This is a genomic window from Helicobacter saguini, from assembly GCF_000762875.2.
Taxonomy (GTDB): Bacteria; Campylobacterota; Campylobacteria; order Campylobacterales; family Helicobacteraceae; genus Helicobacter_A; species Helicobacter_A saguini.
This window is the reverse complement of the sequence record NZ_JRMP02000023.1, coordinates 21,223-37,338: the sequence shown is the minus strand read 5'-3', so window position 1 is coordinate 37,338 and position 16,116 is coordinate 21,223. Positions and strand designations below refer to the sequence as shown.

Here is a 16,116-nt window from a genome sequence, read left to right as displayed (position 1 = left end):
AGGCGGTGCTGGTAAGCTAACCATTAATAATAATGATGCTGCCGCTGAAATAAAAAGTGCTATTACTGGTGGCACTGGTGCAGTTGAAATTACAAATGCTGGAACTATAAGTGATAATATATCAGGTGCAGATTTAACTATCAATAACACTAAAACAATTGGTGATACAGGTAAAACAATCACTGCTAGCGGCACTTTAAATATTACTAATGGTAGTGAGAGCGTTACAGATTCTGAAATTAAAAGTGCAATTACTGCTGGAGCTCAAAATGCCACTATTACAAACTATGGAAAAATTAGTGATAGTATCACAGCTGGCGGTGGTGATTTAACTATTACAAACACAAAAGAAATCGGTGCTACAGGCAAGACAATACAAGGCGGTGCTGGTAAGCTAACCATTAATAATAATGATGCTGCCGCTGAAATAAAAAGTGCTATTACTGGTGGCACTGGTGCAGTTGAAATTACAAATGCTGGAACTATAAGTGATAATATATCAGGTGCAGATTTAACTATCAATAATACTAAAACAATTGGTGATACAGGTAAAACAATCACTGCTAGCGGCACTTTAAATATTACTAATGGTAGTGAGAGCGTTACAGATTCTGAAATTAAAAGTGCAATTACTGCTGGAGCTCAAAATGCCACTATTACAAACGCTGGAACACTAAGCGGTGCAATTACTGGTGGTGCTGGTGCATTAAGCATTACAAACAATGCTACTGGTAAAATTACTGAAGATATAACAGCAGCTGCTGGTGATTTAACTATTTCAAATGCTGGTGATATGAGCACAGCAGGTAAAAAAGTAACAGGTGCTACTGGTAATGTAACTATTGAAAATAGTGGGAATCTAGCTTACGCAATAGAAGCTAGCACAGGTGCTGATAAAACAACTAAGATTACAAACCTAGCGGCTGGGACTATAAGCGGTGATATAACAAAAGCAGTTAGCGACTTAATAGTAGAAAACTATGGAACACTAAGTGGCAAAATTGATGCTAGCCAAGTTGTTGCTGGTAAGAGTGCTACTATTACAAACGATGGAACACTAAGCGGTGCAATTACTGGTGGTGCTGGTGCATTAAGCATTACAAACAATGGAGGCACAATTAGTGATACTGCAAATATCACAGCTGGTGATGGTATATTAACTCTTAACAATACTGGTAATATAGAATCTGTAATAACGGTAACAAAAAATACTAATACTATTACAAACTCTGGTGTTATTAATGAGCTAAAAATCGGTACAGGAGCGACAGATACAATACTAGATATTACAAACTCTGGTGTTATAACCTCTCTAAACTTTGAGGCTGCTGGTACTGCTAAATTGCAAGAAAACTATGCAGTTACTTTAGGTTCCCTAAGCGATTATAACACAAATGGTGCTTTAGGTATCAAAACAGGCACTGCAACTAATGCTACCATACAAATAGCTGATAACAATTCATTTTTAATAAATATGGGTGATGATGTTTCAATAGGTGAGGCATATAGACTAGCCAACTTTATAAGTGGTAGCAATGGCGGAGCTACTTTGCAAAATCATAATGGGACAGCAATCACTACTTTGGAAAGCAAACATTTCACAACATCACAAAATATATATGATTTGAATCTATATCAAGCTGGTGGTGAGAATGTAATGTCTATTACGGTAGCAGCGAATAAATCTATAGGCTCAATTGCATCTATAGAGGTCTCATCTAGTATGAATGCACAAGTGGTAAGAACGCATAGTGTGCTTGATAGCGTATTTGATTCTATAGCTACAGGTGAGATGGGTAATGTCCCTTATCCTAGAGAAAATTACTACTCGGCTGTATATACAAGAGGAGTTAAACTAGCAGCAGCGGTGCAACCTCAAGCACAACAACTACAAGAGCTAGAAAAACTCAATACAACTACAGATGTAAACACTAATTCCATAGATGCAATAGCAATGCAAGAAGTGCGAAATCAAAATAAAAGAACATCATGGCTAGGATTTATTACTCCATATTATTCAACATCTAGTATTTCTCCTAGTGGGTTTAGTGCGACTACTTCTTCATCTTATGGATTTGTGGGTGGTGCTGCTGGTAGTTTTAGTAATGGTGCATTACTTGGATTTCATATAGGTGTAGAAGGACAAACAACAGGTAGACAAGGTGCTGAAATGCGAACCAAAGGTGTTAGCACTATGATAGGTATTTACACCAAAATACCTTTTACACAAATTAGTATGAAAAGTCTTGCTTTAGTGCCATTTACAAAAATTTCTCTTAATGGTATGGTAGCATTTAATAATTATTCTCTAACCCCAATAGCTGATATTACAAGAGATGCAGATGGTGTTGTAGGTGGATTTAGTGGTAGTGCAACTATAGGACTTGATATGCCTACTAACTTTGGATATTTTACACCTGAAATAGGTATTATGCAGCAGTTTGTAGCAATGCCTGAGTTATCATATCTAAACTTTAATACATCATCAAATAACCAAATAATAAAAGCGACAAATATTACTCCACTATATGTCTTAGGTCAATTGCGTTATACAAAAGAAATTAGTGTGGGAAATATAGGAATCTATCCAACAATTAAAGGGGGTGTAAGATATGCTGTTTATGGCAGTGAGTTTAATAACACTATAACATTAACAAGCGTAGCAACAAATAACATATATTCGGCTACAAATACAATTGATGCGTTAGTGGGAGTAGCAGAAGTGGGCTTAGGTGTTAAGATAGCTGGGAATGCTACTATTGGTCTAGGTTATTTGGGTGAGTTTAGTGCGAGCATTCAAACTCACAATATACATCTAAAAGCAGGAATGCAGTTTTAGATTCAAATAATCTATAGAATCTTGTGTAAGATATTTCCATAACATATAAAATAAGTCTTAAGATAACCAAATCTTAAACCTTATATACTAAAATTCTACAATTTTTGCCGATTTATGCTATAAAATTTACACTTTCAATAAGGAGATTGTTATGGAAACAGGAAGTTCACAAGCACTGCAAAATCAGCTAATCGCCCTAATCACAAACACTAGCAATCCACAGGCGCAAAATGCCAACGTGCAAGGCAGACTCGCCACTCAAAATATGTCCGCTGGTGCGCGTCAAGAGGCACAAAACGAGGCGATGAAAATGGAGGATAGGAAGCTGCACGAGGAGATGATAAAGCTAAGCAAAAAGTTGCAGGCTGAGATGGAAAAGGCTAGCACGAATATCAATTTTAGCTACAATGACGAGATAAAAGCGTTGGTTGTAACCGTGCGTGAGGCGACAGGACAGCGCGTTATACGCGAGATTCCAAGCCGTGAGGCGATTGAACTAATCCGCAAAATGCGCGATATGGTTGGCAACATTTTTGACCAGCGCGTGTAGTCTATCATTAAACTCTTTTAGCTTCTTGGAATCTTTAAAAGATTCTATAACTTATCAAACTCAATTTCTATGTTTTCTAAAAATATAAAATCTTGAATACAAATATGTGTGCATAATGTATATTCTAAGATTCTATCAGTATTAAAATCTTTAATGTTTATATCAAAAACTTTTACGTTATGTAACAATAAAGTGTTATTAAAATATAAATTATTATGTTGCAAGGAAATATTAAAACTGCTTGTTTGCAAAGAAAAATCCATAAACTTATCATTATTTTTCGCACTTAAAAATAGCTTGTCATAGCCTTGCCAAGATAGCGTATTGTTACCTATTTTTATAGAATCTGCTTTTGCATAACTTAGCATTTTGTTAATAAAAAGCTCTGTTTCATAAAGACTAGAATTTTTTAATAAAAATTTTTGAATACTAACATCCTGCCTCTTAAGATTTGTGATACTATATAACGCACCAACTCCAAAAATCCCCAAAATAATCAAACAAAATAAAATTTCTAAAAGGCTAAAAGATTTAGAATGTTTCATAATAATACTTTGTAATATAGAATCTTAGATTCTATCCACAAGTTTGCTTACAAATTGTGCGCTGGTTTTAGCGCTAGATTCTAAGAATTTATCAAAGCTTACACTAGCTTCTCCATCTGCGCTATCACTAATTGAGCGGAATATGCAAAATGGCACTTTAAAGTTATAGCACACACAAGCCACTGCCGCGCCTTCCATTTCTACGGCGATTGCTTTAAACTCATGTGCTATAGAATCTTTCACTTCCTTAGATGCGATAAACTGGTCGCCACTAGCCACTATGCCCTTTTTAATTGATAAGCCCATCTCACTAGCGACATCACAAGCCAAAGAGCAAAGTCCCACATCGCTATCATAAAAAAGCTGCCCTTCAGGTATAAAGCCCTTTGCATGACCAAATGCGGTAATATCCACATCATGCTGCACTAAACGCGTTGCCAAAAGCAAGTCGCCGACCTTTAAATCACTTGAAATACCCCCCGCCACACCGCTAAAAATAATGCACTCCACGCCAAAATGTAATATCATCGTAGTCGCGGTAATTGCCGCATGGACTTTGCCTATTTTGCTATATGCGATTATTAGAATCTTCTCGCTATATTCGACTTTATAAAAGGTATTGCCCCCTAGCTCAATTCTATCAAAATTGCCAAAAATCTCTAGTAGTGGCGTGATTTCTTCATTCATCGCGCCCATTATGCCAATTGTTTTCATTTGCACCCTTAAACTTAAAATAAATCGATATTATACTATAATTGCTTTTTACTTTTAAGGAGAGAAAAGTGAAAGAATTGAAATATTATGTGGGCGAGTATGTTAGCCTTTTTATCGTGAAAAAAATGCCGCAGGGCTTGTATTTATCGCAGTCTATGGATAGTAAAGAGAGTGTTTTACTGCCAAATGCTTATGTCTTAGATTCTATGCAAATAGGCGAAAGTGTGCAGGTTTTTATCTACACAGATAGTGAAGATAGGCTAGTTGCCACGACTTTAAAGCCGCTAATAAAGCTAGACCAAGTAGCACTTTTAGAGATAAAATCTATTAGCAAAGATGGGCTATTTTTGGATATAGGACTGCCAAAAGATGTCTTTATGCCATTAAAATCAAAGCTAAAAAATGTAAGTGAAAATAAAGAATTTATACGCAAAATCGCAAGTGGGGAAAGGTTAGAATCTAGTGAGCTAAAGGGCGCTCCGCGATATAAAGTTGGCGAAAAAATTGTAGCGCGACTTAGCCGAGATAAACAATTTCGCTTGATTGCAAAAAATGATATAGCGCGATTTGTCAAAAAGTGTAAAAGTCAAAATATGCTACATAAACGCGCTTTAGCTTTAATTTATGCAGAATCTAAGCTAGGCTACTCTTGTATTGTCTTGCCACAGCAATATAGTGGGCTAATTTATCACAGGGATTTTACGCACAATTTGCATATTGATATGGAATTATTTGTAAAAATTGTAAAAATTAGAGACGATGGGAATCTAGATATTATGCCCGAGCGAAACCGCGCTGCGCTCTTAGATTCTATAAAAAGCTTAAGCAAAAATGGTGAGTATTTTGTAGCAAATGCTACAAATGCTATTAAGCTAGGGATGAGCAAAGCAAGGCTTGATAAAGAAATAAAGATTCTAATGGAGAGCAAGAAAATATATTATGTGGAAAACAAGGGCTACGCGTTTGGTAGTTTTGGCAGCGCGTTTAAAAAAGATTCTAAAAAAGCATATAAAATTATCAAAACACAGAATCTAGATTCTAAAAAAGACTTTAAAGATTCTAAAAAGCCCTTTAAAAAGGACTTTAAGCCACGTTCTAAGTTTAATAACAAGACAAATTTCAACAAATATCACAATCAAGATTCTAAAGATTTTAAGGCAAAACACAAATATAAATAAAGATTTTTGTTAGAATCTATTTTTTAGAATCTATTTTAAGGAAACAAGTGAAAATTTATAACAACTTCTGCTCTTACCTATTTTTCGCACTTTTAGTCTTTAACGCATTAGCACTTTTAAGCTCTGAGTTTTCGCACACTTTCTCGCAGGTTTTTATGCTTTTAAGCCATGATGGACGCATTTTTAATCTTTTTTCGCTTATTTTTGTGTTTGTGTGCGTGTGTTTTGTGTGTTATAGTTTGATAACTTTTTATAAGACAATTAATCGAAGTGTTGTAGATTCTATATCTTTTATCACAACGCTTTGTTTTATCGTTTTGATGATACTTGTTTTTTTATTTTTTTATTTATGGAATGATTTTTTTCATCCAGATTTAAGCCAAGATTCTATAAAAAACTATACTTTTTTGGAATATCTTAGAACTACTAATTTTTTGCTTACACTAGGTTGTGGGGTATTTTTGTGTATTTGCCCTTTGAGCTATTATATTTTATCGCTTAGCTTAAGCGTGCAAAACCCTTATGCACGCGTCTTTTTAATCTTAAAACCAGACATAAACACAGCCATTTTTACCCTAGCGGCACTCTCTTGCCATCCATTTTTTTCTAATATTGTTAGCAAGTATGTGGATTTAAGCTTGTTGTTTATCGGGGCGATTTTGCTACTTAGGTCATTAATGCTAGATTCTAAAGCTTTTAGATTCTATGAATACGCAAATATGATATTTTTATCTCTAATAATTCTATGTTTTATAGCTTGCAGCGAAAGTATGTTACGAAGCAACTTTTACAACGCCCAAACAACCCTTTTTACCCTAGCCCTACTTTCTTGGTGCAAGCAATGGACGTTAAATCTACATGGCGTGAAAATGGAAATATAAATTATTCATTTCTTATAAAACTTCCAAAATCTACTTTTGTATTGTAAAATAATCTTTCAAAAACTTTAAGGACAAGCCCTTGCAAAATAAACAATCAAAAATCACATTTGGCATAATTTTTGTGCTTGTAATTTTATCAATGATTATGCTTTATTACTCGTATTTATTCAATATGTTAGTAGCGTTCCTGCTTTGCGTTAGCACATTTTGGATAAAGATTCTAATACAAAGGGCGGTAAAAAGCAGCTTCCTAGCCTCACTTTTAGCCGTGCTTTTAATGATTGTGCTTGTATTTTTGCCCTTGCTTTTTATCTTTTACCGTGCATTTATGAGCATTTCTAGCTTTAGCTATGATAGCCTTTTGGGCTATTTTAACAAGCTAAAAGCCTTTATAGAGAGCATTTTCTCGCACCTGCCACTCCTTGAAAAGCAAATGCCACAAATGCTAGATTCCATATCTTTTTCGCAAATTAGCAGCTATATTTTGAAATTCACCACGACAATCGGGGAAAGCGGACTAAGGGTCGTTATCGATGTTTGCGTGATAGTTGTTTTTTTATTTGTGTTTTTTTACTGGGGCGATTTTTTTTATAGCTATGTGAAACGCCTTTTGCCATTCAAAAAAGAAAATATCGAAGAAGTCGTGCGTGAAGTAAGCGGGACCTTGCGTGTCGTGCTGCTTTCAACCTTTTTGAATGTGGTGATGCAAGGCTCTGCCTTTGGCATTGCGGCGTATATTTTGGGCTTTGATGGCATTTTGCTTGGCATTAGCTATGGGATTTGCTCGATGATACCGATTGTGGGCGGGACGCTTGTGTGGATACCTGTGTGCGTGGTGCTGGTGTTTCAAGAGCGCATTGAATCTGCGATTGTGCTTGGGCTTTATAGTGCCGTGTTTATCGGCTTTGTGATTGATAATATCATTAAGCCCTACATTATAGGAATCGTCAATCGCCGCGTGTTATCTAAGCCGCTAAATATCAATGAGCTAATCATTTTCTTCGCGACTTTGGCTGGATTGTCCGCGTTTGGCTTTTGGGGGATAATCATAGGACCTGCGATAACCGCGCTATTTATCGCTATGCTGCAAATGTATGAACGCGACTTTTTGGTGAAAGAAAATGGGTAAATATTTTAAATTTACTACTAGGATTTATTATGGATAAACAGATTAAAAATATTTTTTGGGATTTTGATGGCGTGATTTTAGATAGTCAAAAAATACGCATTTATGGCTTTAGAGAGATTTTTAAGGAATATGATAAAAGATTGGTAGATAAACTTATTGAATATCACATAAATAATGGTGGCCTATCTCGTTTTAATAAAATAACATATTTTTTTAATGATATTTTAGGGGAAGAAATTAGTAAAGAAAAGGTAGAAAATTACGCAGATGAATTTAGCAAAATAATGCGAAAAGAGCTTACAAATAAAGAATACTTAATAAACGATAGCTTAACTTTTATACAAAATAATTACAAAAAATATAATTTTCATATTTTATCGGGTAGCGAAGAAAATGAATTAAAATTTTTGTGTGATACACTTGAGATTAGCAAATATTTTTTATCTATACATGGTTCTCCCACACCAAAAGTTATACTTATGCAAAATCTATTAAACTCACAACAATATAATCCAAATGAGTGTGTAATGATAGGTGATAGCATACATGATTATAACGCTGCTAAAGCTAATAATGTAGATTTTTATGGCTATAATAATATTCAACTAAAAGATGTTTCGAAAGTTTATGTTGTTAGTTTTTATTAGAATTATAGGTTGCTGTATGAGAAAAATTATATTTTTTTGTGTATTTAGTGTTATTGTATTTGCAGATTCTGTTGATAATATGATGGTTCAGGATTTAAAAGATTCTAAAAGCATGGAATCTACATCACAAACTACGCAAGATTCTAAAGCTAACGATATAGATTCTAATGTAGAAACATTAGAATCTGATGTAACAAATCTTGAAAACAAAATACAAAATCTTAGAACAAACAAAAACAATTCTTTGAAATGGTTTATAGGCGGATATATAGGAACATATTATAATGCAAGATATAATAATGCACAAGCACAAATTTTAAATCTTTCTTTTGTGGGTGGTATTTTTTATAATGTTAGAATTAATCACGGATTACGTGGATATGCCTTTGCATCGTATAATACAATAATTAAAACACAAATTTTTTCTGCTGGCGTAGGAGCTGATTATTTTTATGATTTTAAGAGTGGCTTTAAGGTATTTGGTGGTGCTTATGCAGATTTTCCATTTAGCACTATAAGCACAAGCTTGGCAATATATGGTGGTGTAGGTGGTTTTCTTGCTAACAATCATCATATAGAACTACGTATAGGTTATCCTTTAATGCAAGATTCTAATCTTAGTAAATCAGTAATTATAGGTGTTATGTATCAATATCTATTTGGTAAATAGCTATTCTATCTCTTTTATTTGTGAATAAGATTGTATATATGTGTAGATTGCAGAGATTTCTTGGGTGGTTAGATAATATTTTGGCATTATGCTTTTAGAAGTATTGATTGCTAATTCAAATCTTTCTTTTGATAAAGAAGTAATATTTGGAGCTTTTAATTCAACTTCTTTTTCCATTTTGATATATTTTGCAATAACTTCACCTTGTCCATATTCGCCATGGCAACTTTTGCAACTAATACCGCGTGGATTTTCATATAAATATTTACCATACTCATTTGCGGTAATAAAATCATATTCACTTATTATAGAATCTTTGTTGATTGCCTGGTTTTCTTGTCTATTATCACTTTGTAAATATTGAAATATACCTAATAATATTAATGTTATCGCTAGTTGTTTTTTCATTTTTAGCCTCAAAGAATTAAATAAGGATAGAATTATAGCAGTATAAAAACAAATTAGATTCTATAGAATATAATTTCTAAACTCACATTACCCATTCATCCACTTGTTCATCTAGTGTTAAAATTTCTTTTGGTAAATTTTATCCAACTATCATTTGAAGTTCTTTTAAATACTAATTTGTGCTTTCTTATTAAAACAAATGTTTAAAGATATAAGCCAAGTCATTTTGCAAATCACATTAGGTAACTTGAGTAAAATTATTATAACTTAACTCAAAAGTTTTTAAATTTTTTAATTCCACCATACTTTATGGCAGACTAGTCAATTTATTATTTTTCACATCTATGTTTTCCAAACGATTTAAATGCAAAATTTCACTTTACAATTTTCCTAACCCAACTTGCCGCCCTTTTTTAAAAGCAGTTTGCTTTTTGCCTTAAAAATTCTTAGTTAAAAAGGGGGAATCTTAAAGGTTAAAAGTTAGAATTTTGTTTTTAGATTCTATATTTTTGTTTTAACGTGGGAAAAGAAGTAAGTTATGGCGATGATTAGTAGTAAAAATGCAAGGTTTTTGGCGATTAAATCTGCGTTTAATAATATTGATTTGCCCCAAGATTCTATCACTATTGAAGGGAACTGGGATAGCTTTGTAAAACAGGGCTACATTAATGCCTTAAGTTCGCAAATTAGCAAGCAAGCCACCCTAAATCATTCAATGACTAAGATTTATAAAGAGCTTGATTTTGAGATAGAATCTAGTTTTGAAACTACGCAAGATTCTAAGGATTTAGCGAATCTAGATTCTATAAATACAGAATCTAACTTGCAAAATTTCAAAGATTCTATAAAAGATTCTACAAATAATCAAAATTCGCAGGCTCAAAATTCCCTTGCATTTCAAAGTCCCACCCATTCCCGCCCACTTAAAACAAAAGAGAATTTTGAGCCTGCAAATTTTGCCACGCACATAGATTCTAACGAAATACAGAATCTAGATTTTAAAAATCAAGAAAATTCGCCACTTGAAAATGCTTTAGATTCAAAGTCCCACCCATTCCCACCAACAAAGCATTTTCAAGCGGCGAATTTAAACACACAAGATTCTAAAAACGACAAGTCACTAGAATCTAACATGCAAAATCTAGATTCCAAAACCGCAACAATAAACGACAAGCCCCTAGAATCTTCCCTAAAAAAAGCCCTGCAAAATAGCATAAATCTCGACTTTAAAACACATAAAATAACCCAAGAAAACTACATAAATATCATTTTTAAAAACGCAAAAGTTGGCATAAATTTTATGTTTCTACTAAAAGATTTCTTAGAATCTAATAATTTTAAAAATGTAAATATCTACACAGATTCGCTAAGTATTATCACGCTCACGCCCTATCTAAATAGCGAAAATTACACGCTTTTTTGCAATGATTTTTTACTAACGCATAAAAATATAGAATCTAAAATCCCCCCAAAAATCATTCTTAAAAAACCGCGCCCAGCAAAGCTTTTCTTAGAATACACCGGAAAGTGGGCGTATAATTTCTACCAAAATGCGATTGCTTTTTTTAACTTTATGGGAATGTTCTTGTATTTTTTCGCCCACACAATCCTTAAACCTAGCAATTTTAAGTTTAAATCGCTAATGTATCATCTCTACGAGCAAGGCTTCAAAGCTCTGCCTGTGAGCCTTGGCGTGACATTTATTGTCGGCTATGCGATTACCTTGCAGGGCGCGTATCAGCTAGATTCTATGGGCGTGCCGATAATGAGCGTGGATACCACTGCCAAACTCGCCCTAAGAGAGATGGGTCCTTTTATCCTTGCTTTAGTAATCGCTGGACGCAGTGCGTCTAGTTTTACCGCTGAGCTAGGTTCTATGCGGCTAACCGAAGAGCTATCCGCTATGCAGGCTATGAATCTAAATATTTTTTATTTTCTAATCATTCCTAGAATCTTAGCCCTAATTATTGTTATGCCCTTAATGGTATTTGCCGCTGATGCCGTTAGTTTGCTAGGTGGGATGATAGCGATAAAATATAGTATAAATATCGGCTTTGAAGCGTATTTAGAAAGATTCTATGAAACCGTAAGCCTTACGCATTTTTGGATAGGCGTGGTAAAAGCGCCCTTTTTTGGTGCGATTGTAGGCTTAGTTGGCTGCTTTCGTGGCTTAGAGTGCAAGGGCGATACGCAAAGCATAGGTCGCATGACCACGATTAGCGTAGTCAATGCAATCTTTTGGATAATTATGGCAAATGCAATCTTTTCTTTTATATTTACAAGGTATAATTTATAGAATCTTAAGGAGCGTAAAATGTGGAAAAAACTTATCGGCATTATAGGTGCGGCAATTAGCGCGTATTTACTTAAAAAATATTTTGATTCTAAAAAGAATCAGGATTTTTCTAATATGAGTGCGAGTGAGAAAAGCGAAGTAGAAAAGTATTTTGATAGCTTAAAAGTGGGAATCAATCTAATTATTTATGGTAATAATGGCGTGGGAAAAACTGCGTTAATTTCGCGACTGCAAGGTAGTAGCGTGGATAGAACTCACACTCCTACAAGTGAAATCACAAAGACGCTTATTTATGCAGGTGGGCTTGGCGGCTATCCTTTTGGCTATCCTTTTGGCAGTAAGGGCGGCGGCTGGGGCGGCACATCTGGCGTTATAACTATGCCACCACCATCAAGATATGCAATCGAAATCCCGCAAAAAGATAAAGAAATAATCGATGAGATTTTGCAATCTAGTAGCACTTTGTGTTATGTTTTTAACGCGTCTGCTTATAATTTTAGTAGTATCGCCCTTGATTTAGGCTATTTGGCAAATCTAGCAAAGGCAAAGGGCGCAAATTTTCGTGTGCTAGGCACTTTTGGCAATTCTATTGACGTGGCAAAAAAAGATTCTATCTTGCAAGAAATCAAGGCAAGTTTAGAATCTATTTTTGAAAAAGATGAATGCGAAATTTACGCAGATTCCCCCCTCCCTTGCGGAGGGGGGCTAGGGGGGTGGGTAGAAAAACCCAAAGAAAATACAGAATCTAAAGAAAATATAGAATCTAAAGAGACTAACTCCCCCTCCCTTGCGGAGGGGGCTGGGGGGTGGGTCAATTCCACGTCAAATAACCAAGAAAATACAGAATCTAGCAACCAAGATTCTAAAGATTCTAACACCAAAGAAAACCGCGCCCCATTCCCAAAAAACAAAAACACCAAGTGCAAAATCGCCATTTTCGAGCTTTTAGAATCTAGCTACAACAAAGACGAGACAACAAACGCAAAACTGCTAAAAGGCAAATTACAAGACTTTTTAGACTTTGGTCCGCCACTACCACGTTCGCCTTTCCCTATATTCGTAGGCTAGATTCTAAAAGATTCCAAAGGATAAATATGCAAGCAGATTCTATAAAAGGACACCAAAAGCTTTTTATAATCGGCAATAAAGGCGTAGGTAAAAGTGCGTTAATTAGCCACCTTTTAGGGCGAAATATCAAGCCTGCAAAAGTGCAAATCACGCTTTTCCAAAGGGAGCAAAAATGGCATGCTGGCATTATACGCGATTATTACTTAGTAAAGCTAGGGCTGAAAGAAAGCGACTTTTTGCAAAGCGTAAGCGAGAGTGATGATAAAGTGTGCTATGTGTTTAACGCGGCTAAGTATGATTTTAACGAAATTATGAAAGATTTAGAATCTATAGTAAATTTAGCTAAGGCTAAAGGCTTAAAACTTCGTGTATTAGGCACTTTTGGCTCTTTTTTAGATTTAACAAAAAAAGATTCTATCTTGCAAGAAATCAAAACTTTTTTAGAATCTATTTTAGGCAAAAACACCTGCGAAATTTACGCAGATTCCCCCCTCCCTTGCGGAGGGGGGTTAGGGGGGTGGGTCAATTCTACGTCAAATAACCACGAAACCATAGAATCTACCAACACAAATTCCAAAGATTCTAACAACATAGAATCTAAACCCAACAACCAAAACGCCCCATACTCATTTAAAGACAAAAACACAAAACTCGCCATTTTCGAACTTATAGAATCTAGCTACAACAAAGACGAAGCAACAAACGCAAAACTACTAAAAGAAAAACTAAAAGATTTCCTAAACTTCGGCCCTCCACCCCCTAACTACCTTGCCATCGGCTAACTATCTCCTGCCATCCATCCTAGCTTTAAGATTGCGGAAGTTATCACATCCATTATGTAACCCTGCCTCACACGCTAGAGAATACATTTCTAAAGCCTGACCTGGATTTTGCGTTATGCCTCTCCCTTGCTCATACAAAACGCCTAAATTGTTACAACTACTAGCCACGCCACCGATACAAGCGGTATTAAAATACTGCGCTGCCAAGCCATAGTTACGCGGTGCGCCCTCAATGCCCTGTGCGTATATCCAGCCTAAATTCGCACAGCCAACCACATCTCCTGCGTTACACGCGACATAGTTCATATCCACAGGGCTCATATTTGGATTGCCGATACCATAGACCGCACTAGCGTTATTTAGCAGCCCTAGATTGTAGCAGCCAAGTTGGCTACCAGCGTCACAGGCAAAGCGATAGTATTGTATCGCCTTATTTAAATCTTTTGGCACGCCAGAGCCATTTGCGTAAGCCCAGCCGATATTATTACACGCATCAATGTCGCCTCCAGCGCATCCGGTCATATACATTTCAGCCGCTTTTTGCTTATTATTCCCCATATTTGGCGCCTCATCATATATCATGCCAAGGTTCGCACACGCGGTAGGGTCACCACCAGCGCAACCTTTTTGATAGTATTTTATCGCCTTTTGCGTATCGCTTTGCACGCCAGCGCCATACATAAACATCACGCCCACGCCAAAGCAGCCAGCAGGATTGCCCTGGTCGCACGCGGTATTAAACATACTTAGCGCACTTTTAAAGTCGCCCTTTCTAGCGGCTTCCACACCTGCATTTAGATTTGCCGCACTACTTTTTGGGTCGGCTACGGCATTCTCTGTTGGGTCATTATCTGGCTTTGGAAAGTTATAGCTGGGGGCTACAACATTCACATTATTAGGACTATAAGGCATCGGCGGAATGCGTGGCGCGTAAGTAATCGCCACATCCGGCGGCGGCATAGGCGCTAACTGCGGACGAGAGCTAAAGTCATCATACCACAAGCCGCCGTTATTTGCCGGTGGGTTAGGATTTGGCGCGCCTTGATTGCTACCGCCGCCTTGATTGCCCCCTTGCGAATTATTATTGCCAGGCGGTGGCGGAGCAGGATTATAGGCTGGCGGACCATACTGCGGATAGCTAGGCAAGACCTGCGGATAGTAGTATCGCTCATAACTTCGCGGGTCATAAGGGTCATAATATCGCTCATAGTTTCGTGGGTCATAAGGGTCGTAACGTTGCGGTCCATAGCTTGGGTAGTAGCCGGGAGCTGGTGGCTGATAGTAGCCATCATTGTAGTAGCGTCCGTCATAGTAGCGTGGGTCGCGTAAGTCATAGCCGCCATTTGGTGGGACATTTGTGACAGGACCGCGTGCTAGATTTTGTGAATCTTGTGGCTGGTCATCGGCGGCAAATGCGGTGTTTGTAACGCCTACGATACATAAAAGCGTGGAAAACGCAAGTGAAAATATCCTTTTTTCCATATCCTTAAATCCTTTGCTTCGTAATTTAGCCTTAATTTTTAGAATCTTACTACATTTTTTTTAAGTCTTTGGTTTTTCTGTAATTTTGTTTTTAGATTCTATGATTATTTTGGAATCTAGATTCTAAAAAGCCACGTAGATTCTATATCTTGACAAAACTTTATATAATTTAAGCAAAACATATTCCTACAAATTTCGCATTATTATAACATTTCTTTATTAGAATCTTAATCGATTTGTTTTTGACATTTTAGATTGCTTAACTTTCTTAAACAATTTAATTAATTTTATGGTTAGATTCTACAAAAAGATTCTATACTTTTATAAATGTTATGTGATTTAGAATTTTAAAGGGTTGAAAGTTGAGAGTTTTGGTGCTAGGAATTGGGAATATTTTATTTGGCGATGAGGGAATTGGCGTGCATTTGTGTAATTTTTTGAAGGTGAATTATGAGTTTCATTCACTTGATTTTATAGAATCTAAAAAAGAAAAAAACACTATCGAGTTTATCGATGGCGGCACGCTTGCAAATATGCTAATCCCATTAATCATCGAATATGATAATGTGCTGATTTTGGACTGCGTAAGTGTCGATAATGCCGCTGTTGGCGAGGTTTATAGCTTTAGCTTTGATAAGATTCCAAGCTGCATTACTTGGGCTGGGAGTGCGCATGAGGTCGAGATGCTCCAAACGCTGCATTTAACGCGCCTTATGGGCGATTTGCCAAGCGTGCAAATTATTGGCATTGTGCCTGAAGTTATCGGCGAAGATACGGCATTTACTTTGAGTAATTCGCTACTTAAAGGTGCTATAACGATGCAAAATGCCGCGCTAAAATACATAGAATCTTTAGGCTTTAAAATCACACAAAAAAACAACATTCCCTTGCAAGAAATTGCAAATAATTCGTATCGTGGATTCTAAA

General features: G+C 36.0%; 15 protein-coding genes. 11 read left to right on the top strand and 4 right to left on the bottom strand.

Annotated elements, in window-relative coordinates:
• Together LS64_RS12570 and LS64_RS10870 are read left to right on the top strand one after the other, a co-directional pair.
• On the top strand, nt 1-2,839 hold a 2,839-nt coding region (locus LS64_RS12570; protein WP_161976978.1), incomplete at its 5' end, for a beta strand repeat-containing protein.
• 151 nt (nt 2,840-2,990) lie between these two features.
• The gene (locus tag LS64_RS10870; protein ID WP_034570920.1) at nt 2,991-3,389 is read left to right on the top strand and encodes a flagellar protein FlaG; all 399 of its coding nucleotides are present in this window, start codon (nt 2,991-2,993) and stop codon (nt 3,387-3,389) included.
• A gap of 44 nt (nt 3,390-3,433) precedes the next feature.
• Here the strand turns inward: LS64_RS10870 and LS64_RS10865 are convergent, their stop codons facing one another.
• Both LS64_RS10865 and LS64_RS10860 read right to left on the bottom strand, forming a co-directional pair.
• Nucleotides 3,434-3,934: a type II secretion system protein gene (locus LS64_RS10865; RefSeq protein WP_034570917.1), complete on the bottom strand. Its 501-nt coding sequence runs from the start codon at nt 3,932-3,934 to the stop codon at nt 3,434-3,436.
• Nucleotides 3,935-3,958: 24 nt separating this feature from the next.
• Nucleotides 3,959-4,648, bottom strand: coding sequence for a 5'-methylthioadenosine/adenosylhomocysteine nucleosidase (locus LS64_RS10860; protein ID WP_034570914.1), 690 nt, complete (start codon nt 4,646-4,648; stop codon nt 3,959-3,961).
• A 68-nt stretch (nt 4,649-4,716) separates the two neighbouring features.
• Between LS64_RS10860 and LS64_RS10855 the strand changes: the two genes are divergently transcribed.
• From LS64_RS10855 to LS64_RS10835, 5 genes are all read left to right on the top strand, one after another.
• Nucleotides 4,717-5,826 carry a S1-like domain-containing RNA-binding protein gene (locus LS64_RS10855; protein WP_052062385.1) on the top strand — a complete coding sequence of 370 codons (1,110 nt, stop codon included), beginning with the start codon at nt 4,717-4,719 and terminating at the stop codon, nt 5,824-5,826.
• Between the two features lie 47 nt (nt 5,827-5,873).
• Entirely contained in the window at nt 5,874-6,707 is an 834-nt protein-coding gene (locus LS64_RS10850) for a hypothetical protein (RefSeq protein ID WP_052062384.1), read from the top strand.
• A gap of 79 nt (nt 6,708-6,786) precedes the next feature.
• Nucleotides 6,787-7,836 (top strand): AI-2E family transporter, encoded by a 1,050-nt coding sequence (locus tag LS64_RS10845; RefSeq protein ID WP_237416214.1) that lies wholly within the window; start codon nt 6,787-6,789, stop codon nt 7,834-7,836.
• Between the two features lie 29 nt (nt 7,837-7,865).
• Nucleotides 7,866-8,483 (top strand): HAD family hydrolase, encoded by a 618-nt coding sequence (locus tag LS64_RS10840; protein WP_034570912.1) that lies wholly within the window; start codon nt 7,866-7,868, stop codon nt 8,481-8,483.
• A gap of 16 nt (nt 8,484-8,499) precedes the next feature.
• Nucleotides 8,500-9,153: a hypothetical protein gene (locus LS64_RS10835; RefSeq protein WP_034570909.1), complete on the top strand. Its 654-nt coding sequence runs from the start codon at nt 8,500-8,502 to the stop codon at nt 9,151-9,153.
• Here LS64_RS10835 and LS64_RS10830 read toward each other — a convergent pair whose 3' ends face one another.
• Nucleotides 9,154-9,561, bottom strand: coding sequence for a c-type cytochrome (locus LS64_RS10830; RefSeq protein ID WP_081948280.1), 408 nt, complete (start codon nt 9,559-9,561; stop codon nt 9,154-9,156). It lies immediately after the preceding gene.
• Nucleotides 9,562-10,099: 538 nt separating this feature from the next.
• On the opposite strand from LS64_RS10830, the gene LS64_RS10825 reads away from it, so the two are divergent.
• Genes LS64_RS10825 through LS64_RS10815 form a run of 3 tightly spaced genes read left to right on the top strand, consistent with a single transcriptional unit; the run spans nt 10,100 to nt 13,707 of the window.
• Nucleotides 10,100-11,857: an MlaE family ABC transporter permease gene (locus LS64_RS10825; protein WP_052062383.1), complete on the top strand. Its 1,758-nt coding sequence runs from the start codon at nt 10,100-10,102 to the stop codon at nt 11,855-11,857.
• An 18-nt stretch (nt 11,858-11,875) separates the two neighbouring features.
• The gene (locus LS64_RS10820) at nt 11,876-12,925 is read left to right on the top strand and encodes a hypothetical protein (protein ID WP_034570906.1); all 1,050 of its coding nucleotides are present in this window, start codon (nt 11,876-11,878) and stop codon (nt 12,923-12,925) included.
• Nucleotides 12,926-12,951: 26 nt separating this feature from the next.
• Complete coding sequence (locus tag LS64_RS10815) at nt 12,952-13,707, top strand: GTPase domain-containing protein (protein ID WP_034570904.1); 756 nt, start codon at nt 12,952-12,954, stop codon at nt 13,705-13,707.
• Here the strand turns inward: LS64_RS10815 and LS64_RS10810 are convergent, their stop codons facing one another.
• Complete coding sequence (locus LS64_RS10810; protein WP_034570901.1) at nt 13,708-15,189, bottom strand: tetratricopeptide repeat protein; 1,482 nt, start codon at nt 15,187-15,189, stop codon at nt 13,708-13,710.
• Nucleotides 15,190-15,551: 362 nt separating this feature from the next.
• On the opposite strand from LS64_RS10810, the gene LS64_RS10805 reads away from it, so the two are divergent.
• Entirely contained in the window at nt 15,552-16,115 is a 564-nt protein-coding gene (locus LS64_RS10805; protein WP_034570899.1) for a HyaD/HybD family hydrogenase maturation endopeptidase, read from the top strand.
• Nucleotide 16,116 lies beyond the last annotated feature (1 nt).

What these genes read in the sequence shown, in the direction of transcription:
- LS64_RS10870 (WP_034570920.1), top strand. Translation starts at nt 2,991, where the DNA reads ATGGAAACAGGAAGTTCACAAGCACTGCAAAATCAGCTAATCGCCCTA.
- LS64_RS10865 (WP_034570917.1), bottom strand. Translation starts at nt 3,934, where the DNA reads ATGAAACATTCTAAATCTTTTAGCCTTTTAGAAATTTTATTTTGTTTG.
- LS64_RS10860 (WP_034570914.1), bottom strand. Translation starts at nt 4,648, where the DNA reads ATGAAAACAATTGGCATAATGGGCGCGATGAATGAAGAAATCACGCCA.
- LS64_RS10840 (WP_034570912.1), top strand. Translation starts at nt 7,866, where the DNA reads ATGGATAAACAGATTAAAAATATTTTTTGGGATTTTGATGGCGTGATT.
- LS64_RS10835 (WP_034570909.1), top strand. Translation starts at nt 8,500, where the DNA reads ATGAGAAAAATTATATTTTTTTGTGTATTTAGTGTTATTGTATTTGCA.
- LS64_RS10830 (WP_081948280.1), bottom strand. Translation starts at nt 9,561, where the DNA reads ATGAAAAAACAACTAGCGATAACATTAATATTATTAGGTATATTTCAA.
- LS64_RS10825 (WP_052062383.1), top strand. Translation starts at nt 10,100, where the DNA reads ATGGCGATGATTAGTAGTAAAAATGCAAGGTTTTTGGCGATTAAATCT.
- LS64_RS10820 (WP_034570906.1), top strand. Translation starts at nt 11,876, where the DNA reads ATGTGGAAAAAACTTATCGGCATTATAGGTGCGGCAATTAGCGCGTAT.
- LS64_RS10815 (WP_034570904.1), top strand. Translation starts at nt 12,952, where the DNA reads ATGCAAGCAGATTCTATAAAAGGACACCAAAAGCTTTTTATAATCGGC.
- LS64_RS10810 (WP_034570901.1), bottom strand. Translation starts at nt 15,189, where the DNA reads ATGGAAAAAAGGATATTTTCACTTGCGTTTTCCACGCTTTTATGTATC.